The organism is Nocardiopsis sp. ATB16-24, assembly GCF_030271535.1.
Classification (GTDB): domain Bacteria; phylum Actinomycetota; class Actinomycetes; order Streptosporangiales; family Streptosporangiaceae; genus Nocardiopsis.
Map to the genome: position 1 here is coordinate 131,001 of NZ_JASCXJ010000009.1, position 15,682 is coordinate 146,682.

15 protein-coding genes are annotated in these 15,682 nt (G+C 69.7%); 7 read left to right on the forward strand and 8 right to left on the reverse strand.

Features of this window, described 5'->3' with window-relative positions; genetic code table 11:
* The first annotated feature begins 54 nt into the window (after positions 1-54).
* Complete coding sequence (locus PFX91_RS12310; protein ID WP_285731640.1) at positions 55-1,032, forward strand: carbohydrate ABC transporter permease; 978 nt, start codon at positions 55-57, stop codon at positions 1,030-1,032.
* A complete protein-coding gene (locus PFX91_RS12315) occupies positions 1,029-2,006 on the forward strand; it encodes a carbohydrate ABC transporter permease (RefSeq protein ID WP_285731641.1) in 978 nt (325 codons plus the stop codon). Before PFX91_RS12310 ends, PFX91_RS12315 begins: the two co-directional genes overlap by 4 nt.
* A gap of 54 nt (positions 2,007-2,060) precedes the next feature.
* Here the strand turns inward: PFX91_RS12315 and PFX91_RS12320 are convergent, their stop codons facing one another.
* From PFX91_RS12320 to PFX91_RS12340, 5 genes are all read right to left on the reverse strand, one after another.
* A complete protein-coding gene (locus PFX91_RS12320) occupies positions 2,061-3,005 on the reverse strand; it encodes a fructosamine kinase family protein (RefSeq protein WP_502888313.1) in 945 nt (314 codons plus the stop codon).
* A 6-nt stretch (positions 3,006-3,011) separates the two neighbouring features.
* Positions 3,012-3,539 (reverse strand): low molecular weight protein-tyrosine-phosphatase, encoded by a 528-nt coding sequence (locus PFX91_RS12325; protein WP_285731643.1) that lies wholly within the window; start codon positions 3,537-3,539, stop codon positions 3,012-3,014.
* Between the two features lie 92 nt (positions 3,540-3,631).
* On the reverse strand, positions 3,632-4,066 hold the full coding sequence (locus PFX91_RS12330) for a response regulator (protein ID WP_285731699.1): 435 nt from the start codon (positions 4,064-4,066) through the stop codon (positions 3,632-3,634).
* A gap of 28 nt (positions 4,067-4,094) precedes the next feature.
* Entirely contained in the window at positions 4,095-6,020 is a 1,926-nt protein-coding gene (locus PFX91_RS12335; RefSeq protein ID WP_285731644.1) for a sensor histidine kinase, read from the reverse strand.
* A gap of 23 nt (positions 6,021-6,043) precedes the next feature.
* Positions 6,044-7,309: a PP2C family protein-serine/threonine phosphatase gene (locus tag PFX91_RS12340; RefSeq protein WP_285731645.1), complete on the reverse strand. Its 1,266-nt coding sequence runs from the start codon at positions 7,307-7,309 to the stop codon at positions 6,044-6,046.
* Between the two features lie 582 nt (positions 7,310-7,891).
* Between PFX91_RS12340 and PFX91_RS12345 the strand changes: the two genes are divergently transcribed.
* The 3 genes from PFX91_RS12345 (at position 7,892) to PFX91_RS12355 (ending at position 9,754) form a co-directional block, all read left to right on the forward strand.
* Positions 7,892-8,578: a biliverdin-producing heme oxygenase gene (locus PFX91_RS12345; protein ID WP_285731646.1), complete on the forward strand. Its 687-nt coding sequence runs from the start codon at positions 7,892-7,894 to the stop codon at positions 8,576-8,578.
* 105 nt (positions 8,579-8,683) lie between these two features.
* Positions 8,684-9,352 carry a TetR/AcrR family transcriptional regulator gene (locus PFX91_RS12350; protein WP_285731647.1) on the forward strand — a complete coding sequence of 223 codons (669 nt, stop codon included), beginning with the start codon at positions 8,684-8,686 and terminating at the stop codon, positions 9,350-9,352.
* Between the two features lie 141 nt (positions 9,353-9,493).
* On the forward strand, positions 9,494-9,754 hold the full coding sequence (locus tag PFX91_RS12355) for a hypothetical protein (RefSeq protein WP_285731648.1): 261 nt from the start codon (positions 9,494-9,496) through the stop codon (positions 9,752-9,754).
* Between the two features lie 78 nt (positions 9,755-9,832).
* Here PFX91_RS12355 and PFX91_RS12360 read toward each other — a convergent pair whose 3' ends face one another.
* A complete protein-coding gene (locus PFX91_RS12360; RefSeq protein ID WP_285731649.1) occupies positions 9,833-10,780 on the reverse strand; it encodes a 3'-5' exonuclease in 948 nt (315 codons plus the stop codon).
* A 242-nt stretch (positions 10,781-11,022) separates the two neighbouring features.
* On the opposite strand from PFX91_RS12360, the gene PFX91_RS12365 reads away from it, so the two are divergent.
* Together PFX91_RS12365 and PFX91_RS12370 are read left to right on the forward strand one after the other, a co-directional pair.
* Positions 11,023-11,985, forward strand: coding sequence for an asparaginase (locus tag PFX91_RS12365; RefSeq protein ID WP_285731650.1), 963 nt, complete (start codon positions 11,023-11,025; stop codon positions 11,983-11,985).
* A 42-nt stretch (positions 11,986-12,027) separates the two neighbouring features.
* Positions 12,028-13,293 carry an NAD(P)/FAD-dependent oxidoreductase gene (locus PFX91_RS12370; RefSeq protein WP_285731651.1) on the forward strand — a complete coding sequence of 422 codons (1,266 nt, stop codon included), beginning with the start codon at positions 12,028-12,030 and terminating at the stop codon, positions 13,291-13,293.
* Positions 13,294-13,599: 306 nt separating this feature from the next.
* Here the strand turns inward: PFX91_RS12370 and pip are convergent, their stop codons facing one another.
* Both pip and PFX91_RS12380 read right to left on the reverse strand, forming a co-directional pair.
* Complete coding sequence (pip, locus tag PFX91_RS12375; protein WP_285731652.1) at positions 13,600-14,556, reverse strand: prolyl aminopeptidase; 957 nt, start codon at positions 14,554-14,556, stop codon at positions 13,600-13,602.
* Positions 14,557-14,652: 96 nt separating this feature from the next.
* Positions 14,653-15,531 (reverse strand): DUF4429 domain-containing protein, encoded by an 879-nt coding sequence (locus PFX91_RS12380; RefSeq protein WP_285731653.1) that lies wholly within the window; start codon positions 15,529-15,531, stop codon positions 14,653-14,655.
* Positions 15,532-15,682: the final 151 nt, after the last annotated feature.

A 15,682-nucleotide genomic window follows, 5' to 3' on the forward strand; every position in this document is an offset into this window, starting at 1 on the left:
CCGGTCCGCTCCGGGCCGGGCCCCGTCACCCCTGCGGACCGACAAGGGGCCTTCATGGAGTACTCGTTCCTGTACGAGCTTCCCAAGATCGTATGGATGCTCATCGGGATCGCCGCCTTTTTGGGCGTCATCGGCCTGATGCTCGTGGTGATCGACCTACCGCGCACCCGGCGTGACCGATGGCAGGCGTTCCTCTTCCTCGCACCGGCCCTGCTCCTCCTGGTCGGAGGACTCGTCTATCCGGTGCTGCGCACCACCATGCTGTCCTTCCACGACCGCTCGGGTGAGGAGTTCGTGGGGCTGGCGAACTATCTGTGGATGTTCCAGCGGCCCGAGATCCTGCTGGTGCTGCGCAACACCCTGCTGTGGGTGGTGTTCGCCCCCGCACTGGCCACCGCCATCGGCCTCCTCTACGCCGTCCTCATCGACCGGTCCCGGTTCGAGGCGGTCGCCAAGTCGCTGGTGTTCATGCCGATGGCGATCTCGTTCGTCGGCGCCGGCATCATCTGGCGTTTCGTCTTCGCCTACCGGCCCGCCGACCAGGAGCAGTACGGGCTGTTCAACCAGATCGTGGTCTGGTTCGGTGGGGAACCACGGCTGTGGCTGCTCGAACAACCCCTCAACACCTTCCTGCTGATCCTGGTGCTGATCTGGGTCCAGGCCGGTTTCGCGATGGTCGTGCTGTCGGCGGCCATCAAGGCGATCCCCGCCGAGACGATCGAGGCCGCCCGTATCGACGGCGCGGGCGCCTGGCAGCTGTTCGCACGGATCACCCTGCCCTCCGTGTGGCCGACCCTGCTGGTGGTGCTCATCACCATCACGGTGCAGACCCTGAAGGTCTTCGACATCGTCCGCACCATGACCGGCGGCAACTACGGAACCAGTGTGATCGCCAACGAGATGTACAGCCAGGCCTTCCAACAGGGTCAGATCGGTCAGGGGTCGGCCCTGGCGGTGTTCCTGTTCGTCCTGGTCATTCCCCTGGTCGTGGTGCAGATCCGCCGCAACCGCAAGGCAAGGGAGCTGGTATGACGACCACTCCGACGGCCCCCGTCGTCGCCGAGACCCCCGGCAGGCCCTCCCGCAGGCCACGGGGAGGAAGCGCCGCCGGACGGGTACGCCACCGATTGAGCGGTTCCGCGGCCGGTCTCGCGGCCCTGGTGATCGCCGTGCTGTGGACGGTGCCGACGGCGGGACTGTTCGTCTCCTCCTTCCGGCCCGCCGACCAGATCCGCACCACCGGATGGTGGACGTTCTTCGCCTCTCCCGAGGTGACCCTGGACAACTATCGGGACGTGCTGTTCGGCAGCGCCAGTGACGGACGTCTGGCCAGCCACTTCGTCAACTCCCTCGTGATCACGTTGCCCTCCACGGTGTTCGTGCTGGGGGTGGCCGCCCTGGCCGCCTACGCCCTGGCCTGGATCGACTTCCGCGGCCGGGACTGGCTCTTCCTGGGGATCTTCGCCCTACAGATCGTTCCGTTGCAGATGTCGCTGGTACCGCTGTTGCGGTTCTTCTCCCAGGGTGTGTCGATCGGCGGGACGCAGGTCCTGCCCGCGTGGGAGCTGACGGGCGCCATGGCCTTCACCAACGTGTGGGTGGCGCACACCATCTTCGGGCTGCCGCTGGGCATCTTCCTCCTGCACAACTTCGTCTCACAACTACCGAGGTCGCTGTTCGAGGCGGCCCGGGTGGACGGCGCCGGCCATGGGAGGATCTTCTCCCGCATCGTGCTGCCCTTGATCGCCCCCGCGCTGGTGTCCCTGGGCATCTTCCAGTTCCTGTGGGTGTGGAACGACCTGCTGGTGGCGCTGATCTTCACCGGAGGCGACACCGCCACCGCGCCCCTGACCGTCCGTCTGGCCGAGCTGGCCGGGACCCGCGGCGAGGCCTGGCACCGGCTCACCGCGGGAGCCTTCGTCTCGATGGTGGTACCGCTGACGGTGTTCTTCCTCCTACAGCGTTACTTCGTACGCGGTCTGCTGGCGGGAAGCGTCAAGGGCTGAGAGGCCTCGCGCCCGGGTACCGCGGCCGACGGTGCCCGGGCCGCCGCGCGTCGGTCAACCGCCGCGCAGGGCGGTACGCGCCGCCTCCAGTGTCGTGGTCCGGTAGGCGGCGCCGAACAGACACACGTGCACCAGCAACGGGTGCAACTGGTGCAGGGCCACTCTCGAACGCCAACCGGAGGCCAGCGGCGCCACCTCGTTGTAGGCGTCGCGGACCCGCTCCAAGTGGGGCAGTCCGAACAGGGCGAGCATGGCCAGATCGGCCTCCCTGTGCCCGCCGTGCGCGGCCGGGTCGATGAGCACCGCGTCCCGCCCCGCCCAGAGCACGTTGCCGTTCCACAGGTCACCGTGGACGCGCGCGGGCGGCTCGGGTTCCCCGGCCAGTTCCGGCACCGCGTCGACCACCTTCTCCACCACACGGGCGTCGGAGGGGGTGAGCGCGCCCCGGTCCACCGCCCGACGCAGGTAGGGGCGCAACCGCTGTTCCGCGTAGAAGCGCGGCCACTCGGATGAGGGGGTGTTGTCCATGGGCAACGGGCCGATGTACCCGGGCCAGTCGGCGCCGAAGTGCTCGGCGCCGGTCAGGTGCAGTCCCGCGAGCCGGCGGCCGAGCCGCTCGGCCGCCGCGACGGTGGGCTCACGCTCCTCCAGCCAGGGCAGGACCAGGATGCGTTCGTCCCAGGCCAGGACGTCGATGACGGGGGAGCCGAAGGCGCGTCCCAGCCACTCCAGCCCTCGCGCCTCGGAGGTGAGCACACCACTGGGCGGGGACTGTCGGGGCAGGGCCTTGACGAACAGACGGGTGCCGTCGGCGAGTTCGGCGTAGGAGATCTCCCAGTCGTGGCTGCTTCCGGCACGTGCGGCGCGTCGGACCTCACGGCCCAGGAGGACGCTCAGCCGTTCGGCCATGGTGCCGCTGACCGGATCCCGGCGGCGGTCCTTCCGGGGACCGCCGCCGTCGTCGCCCTCGAAGGCCCGCACGATCGGTTCCCCCTCCACCCGGTGCTACCGCCTCAACCGGGCGGCGAGTTCGCCGATGAGCCCCTTGGAGGCGGCCTCCACCATGTTCAGCACGGCGGTGAAGCCGTCGTCGCCACCGTAGTAGGGGTCGGGGACCTCCGGGTGGGAACCGGTGCCGGGCGCGAAGGAGCGGAACAGTCGGAGTCGGGACATGTCGAACCCGTACTCCTGGCCGTACTGGTCGACGACGCGTCGCAGGACGTCCATGTTGTCCAGGTCCATCGCCAGGAGGAGGTCCCGGGTGGCCAGGGCCTCATGGGTGAACTGTCGGGCGGTGTGGTGGGTGAGGTAACCGTGCACGCGCAGGGTGGAGGCCGCACGCGGGTCCATGCCGCCCCCCACGTGCCAGTCGCCCGTGCCGAAACTGTCCACCTCCACCAGGTCGCTCAGGCCGGCCCGTTCGAGGTCGGAGACGAGGACCTTCTCGGCCATGGGCGAGCGACAGATGTTGCCCAGGCACACCATACTGATGCGATAGGGACCAGCGGGGTCACGTGGTTCCGGCAAGCTCATGCCTCTTACCGTAACGAAAAACCTCGATCACCAACCACTTCTGCTTCCGCGCGTTCGTCCGGGCGGCCGGGAGGGGCGGGGCGGAGGCGCCCTCACCCTTTGGGCAACCGCACCACGGTGACGAAGAAGTCGTCGATCTGCCGGATCACCTTGATGAACTGTTCGAAGTCCACCGGCTTGGGCACGTAGGCGTTGGCGTGCAGACGGTAACTGCGCAGTACGTCCTCCTCGGCCTCGGAGGTGGTCAGCACCACGACGGGGATGTGCGCGAGTTCGTCGTCGTTCTTGACCTCCTCCAGGACCTCACGGCCGTCCTTACGGGGCAGATTGAGGTCGAGCAGGATCAGGTGGGGGCGGGGAGCGTCGGCGAACTCGCCCTCACGTCGTAGGAAACGGAGCGCCTCGACGCCGTCGGAGACCACGTGCAGGCGGTTGCCGAGCTTGTGTTCCTCGAACGCCTCCTTGGTCATCAGGACGTCACCGGGATCGTCCTCGACCAACAGCACCTCTATGGGATGCACCAACATGACCTCGCTCAAGCTTCCAAACCCCTGCTCAGGGCTCCGCCCCGTCACCGGGGGGAGCCGTACCGCCACCGGTACCGGGCGGGGTGGAACGTGCGCCGCCCGGTCTGTCCGCCGGTTCGGCGCCGTCCTCCCTGGGGTCGCCCGTACCCGTGGGCCGTCGTTCGGCCGTCGGAGCCGAATCCTCAGGGGTGGTCTCGGCGTCCTCGGTGCCCTCGATCTCCTTATCGCCGGAAGGGACCTCCCCGGTTCCCTCGGAGAGAACCGTTCCTTCCTCCTGCTCGGAGTCGATCGGCAAGGACCAGCATATGCGGGTTCCGGTCCGCCCGGACTTGCTTTCGGGTGAGGTTTCGGTCGCTTCAGGGGTCGTGGGGGCCGTGTCCAGCCAGATCCGACCCCCGTGGAACTCGACGATCTTCTTGCACATCGCCAGGCCGATGCCGGTCCCCGTGTACTTGTCCCTGGTATGCAACCGCTGGAAGATCACGAAGACGCGCTCCGCGTACTGCGGTTCGATCCCGATCCCGTTGTCCTCACAGCAGAACACCCACTCGTCCTCACGCCGTTCGACACTGATGTGGACGCGGGGGTCCTCCTCTCCGCGGAACTTCACGGCGTTGCCCACGAGGTTGAAGAACACCTGGGTGAGCAGGGTGCGATCGCCCTGGACGGTGGGCATCGGCTCCCAGGTGACCTCCGCGCCCGCCTCCTCCAGGCGTGTGGACAGGCTGCTCATCGCGTCGTCCAGGGCCGTCTCCAGGGGGACCGGCGCGAAATTCTTGGTACGGCCGACCCGTGAGAAGGCCAGCAGGTCGTTGATGAGGGTCTGCATGCGCTTGGCACCCTCGACGGCGAAGTCGATGTAGGAGTCGGCACGCTCGTCGAGCTGTCCGTGGTAACGCCGTTGAAGCAGCTGGCAGAAGCTCGCGACCTTGCGCAGCGGCTCCTGGAGGTCGTGGGAGGCGACGTAGGCGAACTGCTCCAACTCCAGGTTGGACCGGCGCAGTTCCTCGGTCTGCTTCTCCAGGAGCGTGGACTGCTCCTGGAGCTTGCGCCGTGCGGAGGCGACCTCGTCCAGGTCCTGCACGATGCGTTCGCGCATGGCGTCCACGTCCTGACCGAGCCGGACGATCTCCGGCGGACCGTGCAGGGAGATCCGGTGCGCGTAGTAGCCCTCCGAGACCTGCCGCATGTGCCCGGCGAGTTCTTCGAGGGGACGCAACACCCACTGCTGGAGCATGACCCACAGGAACACCGACAGGAACACCACGACCAGGCCGACCAGTACCAGCAGGGCCACGACCTGCTGGGTGGCGAGGGCCAGGCCGTCACGTGCGTCGTTGATCTCGTCCTGCAACTGCTGGCTGGTGGCGTCGCTGATCCTGCTGAGCTCCAGGAACAGGGCCCGTCCACGCCGCAGGTCCTCCTGGGAGACCTCCTGCCCGTTGCTGACCTGTTCCAGGGCGGGCTCGGCGAACTCCTCGGTCCACACCCGGCCCGCGGTGAGCATGTCCTCGACGTTGGTCGCCACCTCCGGGTGGTCCTCGGCGAGTTCCGCCAGGGTGGCCCGCCCCTCGGCCATGGACATCTGGCTCTCGACGTAGGGCTGGAGGAACTCACGGTCCTGGGTGAGGATGTAGCCGCGCAGGGCGTGGTCCTGGGTGAGGTAGCCCGAGCGGGTCTGCTCGACGGCGTTCACGGCGGGGGTCAGCGAGTCGACCTGGAGGGAGAGGGACTCTCGGGCGTTCAACGCGGCCAGGGTGATGACCGAGACCGCCACCACCAGGACGACCGCGACCACGGTGAGCAGGCTGGTGACACGCCGCCTCAGGCTCCACGTCCCCGGGGCGGGTCGTTCGGGTTCGCCGCCCGTGCCGTTGACGAAGTGCGTGCCCCCGACGGATGTGCCGCCACGCACGTCGGCGTCCGGGGACGGCCCGGTCTTCTCGGTCTCCATGGCCGTTCCCTCCTCCGCGGGTCTCACCCCGGTTCTCCATGGGTGATGAGCAGCATCGCCACATCGTCCTGGAGCGGTCCGCCGTTGCTCCGTTCGGCCTCGTCCACCAGCCGTTCGGGCAACTGGGGCAGGGACACTCCCTGGTCCAGCACCTCGGCGACCATACGGCGCAGGCCCTCGACCTCCAGCCGTCCGGGCGGGCCCCCGTCATAGGCGTCCACGAGTCCGTCGGTGTAGAAGAGCATGCTCTTCCCCCTCGGCAGGGTCACCTCGTCCGTGTCGCTCTGCTCGACGGGGAACACGCCCAGGGGAGGTTGGGGGGTGACCTGGGTCTGGACGGCCGAACCGTCGCTGAGGATCAGGGGAGGCGGGTGCCCCAGTACGCGGAGCCTGACCCGTTCGTCGCCGGTGTCCAGGCTGGCCATGCACAATGTCGCGTACATCTCCTCCTGGGCCCGTTCGCTGACCAGGATGGCCTCCAGGTTGGGCAGGATCCGTTCCTCCTGGACACCGCCCATGATGAGGGCGCGCCAGGCGATGCGCAGGCTGACGCCGAGGGCCGCCTCGTCGGGGCCGTGCCCGCTGACGTCGCCGATCAGGACATGGGTGGTGCCGTCCTTCTCGACGGCGTCGTAGAAGTCCCCGCCGACCAGGGCGCGTTTGCGCCCGGGACGGTAGTAGGCACGGTGTTCCAGGGGGGAGCGTTGGAGGAGGACCTGGGGAAGCAGTCCACGTTCCAGGCGCATGTTCTCCCGGGCCCGCATGCGGGCCTCGTGGAGTTGGCGGGCGTTCTCGTCGGCGCGGCGCCGTTCGAGGGCGTAGCGCAGGCTGCGGCCCAGCAGGGAGCCGTCGACCTGTCCCTTCACGAGGTAGTCCTGGGCTCCCGCGGCGACGGCGGCCACACCCTCGTGCTCGTCGTCGAATCCGGTGAAGACGACGACGGCCGCGGCGGGTGCGCTGTCCAGTACCTCGCGCAGCAGATCCAGTCCCCTGGCGTCGGGGAGGTTGAGGTCGAGCAGCACGCAGCCCCGGAACCTCTCGAGGTGCTCGCGCGCTTCGGCGAGGGTGGTGACCCAGGTGATCCGCGTGGTCAGGGGCGTCTCGTCCAGCAGCTCCTCGGCGAGGAAGGCGTCGCCGGGGTCGTCTTCGATCAGCAGGACGTCAACTGATTCGACGGCTGCCTCCACCCGTTCGTCCACAGCGGTGTCGTCTCCCAGGGAGGCTCTGGTGCCCGGGGAGTCGCCGTTGGCGGAAGCGGTCCGCGCCGCTTCCCCTCCGACCACCGTCACGGGATCGTGCCCTGTTCTCCTGGTATCCACTCATCGCCCTTGGTCTGCCGGTCCGTGGGGTACTCTGCCACGCCGCGCGCCCTGGGGACGCCCGGGGCTCATTCCGGCGGTTCGGACTGCACGACACCCAAACGATAATCGCCCCGGCGACCTGTTGACCAGCGACCGTGACGAGACACATCCAACGCCACGGGGAGGAACCGCGGGGCCGCCGCGCACGAGCGAGGCCCTGTTTCCTCCCGGGGGCGGGCGAAGGAACGGGTTCCCCACACCGAGAGCGGTACGAGGGTCCGCGCCCGCGGGAGCGCGCGCGAGGAGGGATCGGAAGCACACCGAGACACAAAAGAAGCCTATCGGAAACCTCAGCGTCATCTTTCCGGAAGTCGGGCGAAGTCGCCCGGAGGGCCCGGGGCCCTCCGTCGCGCCCATCGATCGCCTCACGCACGACCTTCCCCTTCCAGCACGCCAGGAGGCGGGGCCCGAAGTTTTTCTGACGATGTGTCAGATCCATCTTGACAGTCGTGGCAATCTAAATGACATGATGTCATGAAACATACGGCGCGGAAGGTGGAAAGCACCCGCATGAGCGCAGAAGCCGAGGCTCCTCCAGAAACCGTTCCCCCCTCCTCCGAGCCGTTCTCCGAGCGACTCAAGGCCGCCACCTGGAACGACCATCAGGCCGCCGAGGACCACGGATTCACCCGCCTGCTCCTGAACGGCACCCTCCCCCTGGCCGGGTACGTCGGGATGGTCGCCCAGCACTACTTCGCCTACACGGCCCTGGAGGAGACCGGCAGACTCCTGGCGGACGACCCCGTGGCCGGAAGATTCCACTACCCGGAACTGGAACGCGTCCCCGCTCTGGTCCGCGACCTGGAGCACCTGCTCGGCGCCGACTGGCGCAAGAAGATCTCGCCCACCCCCGCCACCCGCACCTACGTGGCCCGCATCGAGCAGATGGCCGAGCACCCGGAGGGGTTCGTCGCCCACCACTACACGCGTTACCTGGGGGATGTCTCCGGTGGCCAGTTCATCCGTCGTGTGGCCGCCAGGACCTACGGGCTGACCGACGAGGCGGGGGTCGCCTTCTACGTCTTCGACGGGTTGGGCAGCCTGCCGCGCTTCCGCAACGGATACAAGGACAGACTCGACTCCCTACGACTGGATCCGACCGCCGCCGACCGTCTGGTGGCGGAGACCCGTCTGGCCTACCGGCTCAACACCGAGGTGCTCGCCGATCTGGGGCGGTCGTACGTGTCCGAGTCCTGAGCAGTGGAAGGCGGGGACCCCGATGGGGACGTCGGCGCCCCGCCTTGCGCGCGCACGTCCGTCGGACCATGCCGGAGCGTTTCCACCTCGTGCCACCATAGGAGAATGCCCAAGATCACGGCGCCGACCATCGCCGCCCACCGTGCCCGTACACGGGAGCGCATCATGGAGGCCGTCGGCGAACTGACCCGGACACAGGGGATCGACCGCATCTCCATGACCGACGTGGCCGGCTCCGCGGGGATCACACGTACCGCGCTCTACAACTACTTCCCCGACAAACCCGCTCTGCTCCTGGCCTTCACCGAGAAGGTCAGCAACGAGTTCGTCGAGCGCTACCGGCGTGAACTGCCCTCGGGGGTGTCCGCCGCGCGGCGCCTCTCGGCGTTCCTGCGGCTTCAACTGGAGGGGATCGTGGCGCACCCGCACCCTCCCGCCGCCGAACTCGGGGCCAGCCTCGGCCCGGCGGCCTACGAGGCGCTCGCCGCCCATGTGGCACCCATGCAGCGGCTGCTGACCGAGATCCTGGAGGAGGGCGCCCTCGCGGGCGAGTTCGACCCCCTACCGGCCGAGCCCACGGCCCGGCTCGCCCTGTCCATGGTCGGTTCCCAGCGCCTTCCCCTGGTCAGTGGCGAGGTCGACCTGGAGGAGACCCACGCGCTGGTCACCCGCTTCGTGCTCCGCGCCCTGGGCGTGGCCACCGAGACCGTGGACGTCCTCCTGCCCGCACGCCGCCCCCGCGACCCCGAGGGGGAACCCGTGAACATGGGGTGAGGGGCGGGCCCGCGTCCACGACACGGCCCCGGCAGGGAGATATCAGGTCGCGACGGTACGGCCGCATCGGTGAGAATGAGCGGACCCGCTCACCCTTGCCGGAAGCTCACCCCTGCGACCGAGTGTGAGGCCCTCTCCATCGTGTCCCTCATGTTGATCCTCCTCGGCGCCGCGCTGGTGTCGATCGCCTTCTTCGACAAGGTGCCCGGCTCCGTGCCCGAGCGCCCTCCGTCCCCCGGTGACGACCGCCCCGGATCCGTGTCCACCGCGCGACCTCCCGGTGTCCTTCCGCGCGTGCGCCTGGTCCCGGCCCGCCTCACCGAACGGGGAAAGGCCCTGCTCACCGCTCTCGGTGGCAGCGCCCTGATCGTGGCCCTCTTCCTCGCACTGTCCGATCTTTAAGCGCACCGCACCGCCACCGACGGGACTGCCCGGCGCCCACGCCTTCGGACACCGTGAACGGACCTCCGCCCGAGCCGGTCAGCTCCCGCCGCGACCGCCCGCCAGTCGCACCATCAGCCCGCCCGCCGCCGTGGCCGCGATCCCGCCCGTCACGGCGGCGGCGACGGCCAGGCGTTCGCGGAAACGGACACCGCGACGCGCCGCCGTCTCGGCGATCGCGCGCTCCGTGGCTCCGAAGACCCCGCCGCACAGCGCCGGGTCCAGTTCGTTCGGTCTCCAGCTCACCCGCCAGGCGCTCGGAGCGGGGACCCCGCCGGGCACCGACTCCGTGCGCGGCTTCCACCGGACCGGAGCGCCGGCCCCGCCCATGCCCGGGCGAGCCCCCTCGCCCTGTCCCGGAAGGCCCCCCGCAGGCGTTGCGGGCACCGTGAAGTGCCTCGGTGAGGGACCCCTGTAACGCAGCTCCCCCGGCGCGTTCGCGAGCATCTCCGCCAGGATCTTGGCACACGTGCGGGCGTCACCCAGCGCGGTGTGCTGACCGGTCGGCCAGTGCCCGCTGAGCCGGAAGGACGCCTTGGGCAGCGAATACCGGTCCAGGTCCACCTGGGAGCGCAGCGCACGCAGCGTGCACAGTCCCGACTGGCCCGTGGGCAGGCCCGCGGGCACCAGTTCGGAGGCGAGGAAGCGTTGCTCGAAGTCGAGGTTGTGGCCGACCACGACCGCCCCCGAGAGCAACTCGGTCAGCTTCGGTACCACCTGGGCGATGGTCGGTGCGCCGACGGTGTCGCTCCGGCCGATCCCATGGAACTCCTGACCCCTCACCGGTGCACGCGGGTCGACCAAGGTGTTGAACTCCGCCACCGGTTCGCCGTCACCGCGCATGCGCACCACCGCGATCTCCACGATGCGCGCGCCCTCGCGCGGTTCGAGCCCGGTGGTCTCCATGTCGAGCACCGCGTACTCCAGGTCCGCCGCCCGCATACCGACCCCGCGCCGGGTCAGCGCGCCCATTCGCAGCGTTCCCATCGTGTGCCCCACTCCTTCGCCTGGCTCGGTGACCGGCCTCCCGGTGTTCAACGGCACCGACCCTACTCCCCACCTCCGACACCGAAATCCCCCGCACGCGCCTGTGAGCTGGATCCGCCCGGCTTCGGCCGCCGTCGACCCACCGGAAGAAGAGGGGGCTGGGTAACGTTCCTCTTCGTGTCCGCTTCCGTGCGGGCACTCCGCGCACAGTCAGCCCCAAGCCACCGGCGAGGAGAATCCGCATGCCCCAGGTCCCCCTGCCCGAGTACGTCCCGCTGGCCGAGGTCGTCCGCTCCGGGATGCTCGAAAGCGTCCACTACGGAGCGGTCGTCGGACTCTCTCGCGACGGGAGGGTCGCCCACGCGCGCGGTCCCGTGCACCGGCCCATGTTCCCGCGGTCCTCGGCCAAGCCCTTCCAGGCGCTGGCCATGCTGCGGGCGGGCGCCGCCCTGGAGGGCCCCTCCCTGGCCATCGCCGCGGGCAGCCACGGCGGCGAGGACGTCCACGCCGCCGAGACCGGACGTATCCTCGCCTCGGTCGGGCTCACCACGGAGGACCTGCGCTGTCCGCCGGCCGTCCCCGGCGGCAGGAAGGCCCGGTCCGCCTTTCTCCGTGCGGGCCGTGAACCCGAGCGCGTGCTGATGAACTGCTCGGGCAAGCACGCCGGCATGCTCGCCGCCTGCGTCGCCAGGGGGTGGAGCACCGAGGACTATCTCGACCCCGACCATCCCTTCCAACTGCTCGTCCGGCGGACCACCGAGGAACTGTGCGGTGAACCCGTCGCGCACACCGCGGTGGACGGCTGCGGAGCGCCCCAGATGGCCGTCTCCCTCGTCGGGCTGGCCCGAGGGCTGTGGCGGATGAACACGGCGCCCGCGGACGGCCCGGAACGCGGGGTCATCGACGCGATGAGGGCTCATCCCCTGTACGTGTCGGGTACCGACCGCGTCGACACCGACCTCATGACCCGGATGCCCGGACTGGTCTCCAAGGTCGGCGCCGAGGGGGTCATGGTGCTCGGCGCTCCCACGGGCGAGACGGTCGCGGTCAAGATCAGTGACGGGGACGCCGAGGATCGGGCGCGTACGCTGGTCGCACTCGACGCGTTGCGGACCCTCGGTGTGGACGTCACCCCCGTCCAGGACCGGTTGCGCGTCGACGTCCACGGAGGCGGCGCCCCCGTCGGCGAGGTCCGCCCACTCTGACCAGACCCTCCTGGAAGGTCCGCCATCGGAAAGGGACACCAAGTGCGGGACACCCTGAACCACATCGTCATCGTCGGCGCCGGGATGGCGGGTCTGCGCACCGCCGAGGCTCTGCGCGGGCACGGCTTCGAGGGGCGGTTGACGCTCCTCGGCGAGGAGGCGCACCGCCCCTACTCGCGTCCACCGTTGTCCAAGGAGGTCCTGACCGGTGCGGGGATGGACCCGTCGGGGGGCGCTCCCGGCCGGCTGGTGGGTCACCGGGCGCTGCGGTTGCGCGAGAACGACGTCATGGACGACCTCGACCTGGACTTTCGACCGAACACCCGGGCCGTGGGACTGGACACCGTCGCCCGGGAGGTGCACGTGTCCGGCCCCGGTGGCACGGACGGGGCGGTGCGCTACGACGGCCTGGTGATCGCCACGGGCGCGCGTGCGCGCCGTCCCGACACCGACCTGGACGGCGTGTACGTCCTGCGCACGCTGGACGACGCCGAGGCGGTGCGCGCGGAGTTCGATTCCGGTGGTCGCCTGGTGGTGGTCGGGGCCGGTTTCGTCGGTGCCGAGGTCGCGGCCAGTGCGCGCACGGTGGGCATGGACGTGACCCTGGTGGAGGCGGCTCCCACTCCACTGACCCGGGTGGTCGATCCTCGGATCGGGGGGGTCCTGACCGAACTGCACCGGGAGAACGGCGTGGACGTGCGTCTGGGCACGAGTGTGACCGGTTTCGAGGGGCGGGGCCGGGTCGAGCGGGTCCGGCTGGCGGACGGCTCGACCCTGGAGGCCTCACTGGTGGTGGTGGGGATCGGCGTGCGTCTGAACACCGAGTGGTTGCGCGGGTCGGGTGTGGAGCTGCTGGCCGACGGTGCGGTGGCGTGCGACGAGTACTCCGCCACGTCGGTGCCCGACGTGTACGCGGTCGGAGACCTGGCGAACTGGCCACACCCGCGCTACGGCGGTCGGATCCGCTTGGAGCACTGGACGAACGCGAGCGAGCAGGGCGAAGCCGCCGCGTACAACCTGCTCGCGGGCGACGGGCGCACGCCCTTCACCCCCGTGCCCTACTTCTGGTCGGACCAGTACGGGAGGAAGATCCAGCTGCTGGGACAGGGTTCCCCGGCCGACGAGGTCGCCTTCGTGCACGGCTCCCCCGAGGACCGGAAGTTCGTGGCCTTCCTCGGCAGGGACGGCATGCTCACCGGTGTGCTGGGACTGCGCTCCACGCCGAGGACGATGCGCTACCGCGGGTTGTTGGAGCGGCCCACGACGTGGGACGAGGCCCTGGAGGCCGCCGGGTTCGCCGTCGCGTAGTACGGCGGTGCGCGCCCTTCCCACCTCCGTTCGGTGCGCTGGGAGGCGGGACCTCCCAGCGCACATCCGATCGCTCCACGCACGGGTCGAGTGGTGGACCACGGCACACGTGGTCGTTGGTTCCCCAACCGTGGAAACCTTGCCGTGACGGGCGCGAGGGCCGTCGAGCGACCCGGATCCGTTCGCTGTCGACGGACGGTCCGTCGTGGAGCGTCCCCACCGCCGACCGCGACGCGACCGGGGAGGCCCGGGACCCCGGGCCTCCCCGGTCCGTGTGGGAAGGCCGTCACCTCGCCGCGTGGACCCTCACTCCGCGAAGCGGTCGGTCGCCTCGATCAGGCGGTGCAGGATGCCGGGCTCGTCGAAGGCGTGCCCGGCGTCGTCCACGAGGTGGAAGTCCGCCTCGGGCCATGCCTTGTGCAGGTCGTAGGCCGTGCGGGCCGGAGTGCACACGTCGTAGCGGCCCTGCACGATCACCCCGGGGATGTGCCGGATCCTCTCCGCGCCGGCGATGAGCTGGTTCGGCGTGAGGAACCCGCGATTGACGAAGTAATGGTTCTCGATCCGCGCGAAGGCCAGAGCGTAGTCCTCGTCCGCGTACCGCTCCCGTAGCGCCGGATCGGGCCGCAGGGTGACCGTGGACCCCTCCCACACGCTCCACGCGCGCGCCGCGGCCAGCCGCTCCTCGCGGTCGGGCGAGGCGAGGCGGCGACCGTAGGCGGCGATGAGGTCACCGCGCTCCTGCTCGGGGATCGGCTCCAGGTAGGACTCCCACAGGTCGGGGAAGAGGTGGGAGGCGCCCTCCTGGTAGAACCAGCGCAGTTCCTCCTCGCGCAGGGTGAAGACGCCGCGCACGACCAGTTCGCTGACGCGTTCGGGGTGCTGTTGGGCGTAGGCCAAGGCCAGACAACTGCCCCAGGAACCTCCGAAGACCTGCCATTTCTCGGCGCCGATCATCTCGCGCAACCGTTCCATGTCCTCCACCAGTTTCCACGTGGTGTTGGTGGACAGGTCGGTGTCCATCCGACCGGCGTGCGGGGTGGAACGGCCGCAGTTGCGCTGATCGAACAGCAGGATCCGGTAACGCTCGGGATCGAAGAGCCTGCGATGGGCGGGTGTGCAACCGCCGCCGGGGCCACCGTGCAGGAACACCACCGGCTTGCCCGCGGGGTTGCCGCACAGCTCCCAGTAGACGCGGTGTCCGTCACCGACGTCGAGCATCCCCGAGTCGTACGGTTCGATGGGCGGATACAAGGTACGCACAGCGTTGGAGCCTTTCTTGGGTGTGCCCCGGGCGGTCCCCGGGGAAGAGGTACCGCGGCCGGGGTCACCGGTCGGCGCCCGGGCGGAGGACTCCGGTCAGAGGCGGTCGAGGAGCTGTGCCTTCTTGGCGCCGAACTCCTCGTCGGTGAGCAGGCCCTCGGCGTGCAGACGGCCCAGTTCACGGATCTTGTCGAAGATCGCCTCGCTGCCGTCGTCGGCCCCCGCCGGGAGCGCCGCGGCCTCCTCCCGCCCCTCCTCGGAGGCCACGTGAGCGTTGAGGGTGGCCGCCATGAGCAGGCTCTCCTCGCTGCCCTTGGGACCGTGGGAGGCCAGGGTGAAGAAGTCGTTGTCCAACGTGGTGGCCTCGGGGATGGTCACCCCCCTCAGCACGATGCGCAGATGGCCCTCGGTGATGTCGACCGGCGGGTACCACTGCGCGGACTCGATCTCCGAGAGTCGGTAGTCGCGGGACTTCTCCCGTTCCTTGGTCGTGCTGGCGAGCCACCCGTCCCATTGCAGGCGCACACGCGTGCCGTCGAAGGAGGCGGAACCCTCGGCGGTACGGACCTGGAGGGGCGGGCGGGCCACCAACCCCTTGGCCACCTCTCGTGGGTCCGGCGTGGTGGAGGAGAGTTCGCGCGCGTAGCGGGAGGAGGTGGAGATCTGCTCGGAGAAGTACTCGGCGAGGAGTTCCTTGTCGTGCGGGCCCGTGAGCATCAGCGGCGTCGGCGCGTCTCGACCCGGGGCTCCCAGGGGCTCGTAGGGGTCGGCCCCCTCCAGCAGGTGCAGGCGCAGCCTCCATCCGTGTTTACGGGTCCCCCGGTCGAAGTCGACCTCGCGAACGGCCGCCAGCGGCACCGTACAGCCGCCCAGTGCCCTGAACAGGGTCGGCACCTTGCGTCCGGAGCCAAAACGGATACGCACCGTCTCGTCCTCGATCAGCCACGTTCCGTGATGTCCGCGCAGTTCCTCCATGGACACCCATCCTAGAGGGCGGCGGAGCCGCGTCCACGGGACTCGATCCGGGGCTCGGGCGACCGGTTCGGGCCAGGGGTCGGGGCACGCATCACGGGTAGGAAAGCGGGACATGCTGTTCCACCCGTCCCGTGGGGACGGAGTCGGCCGA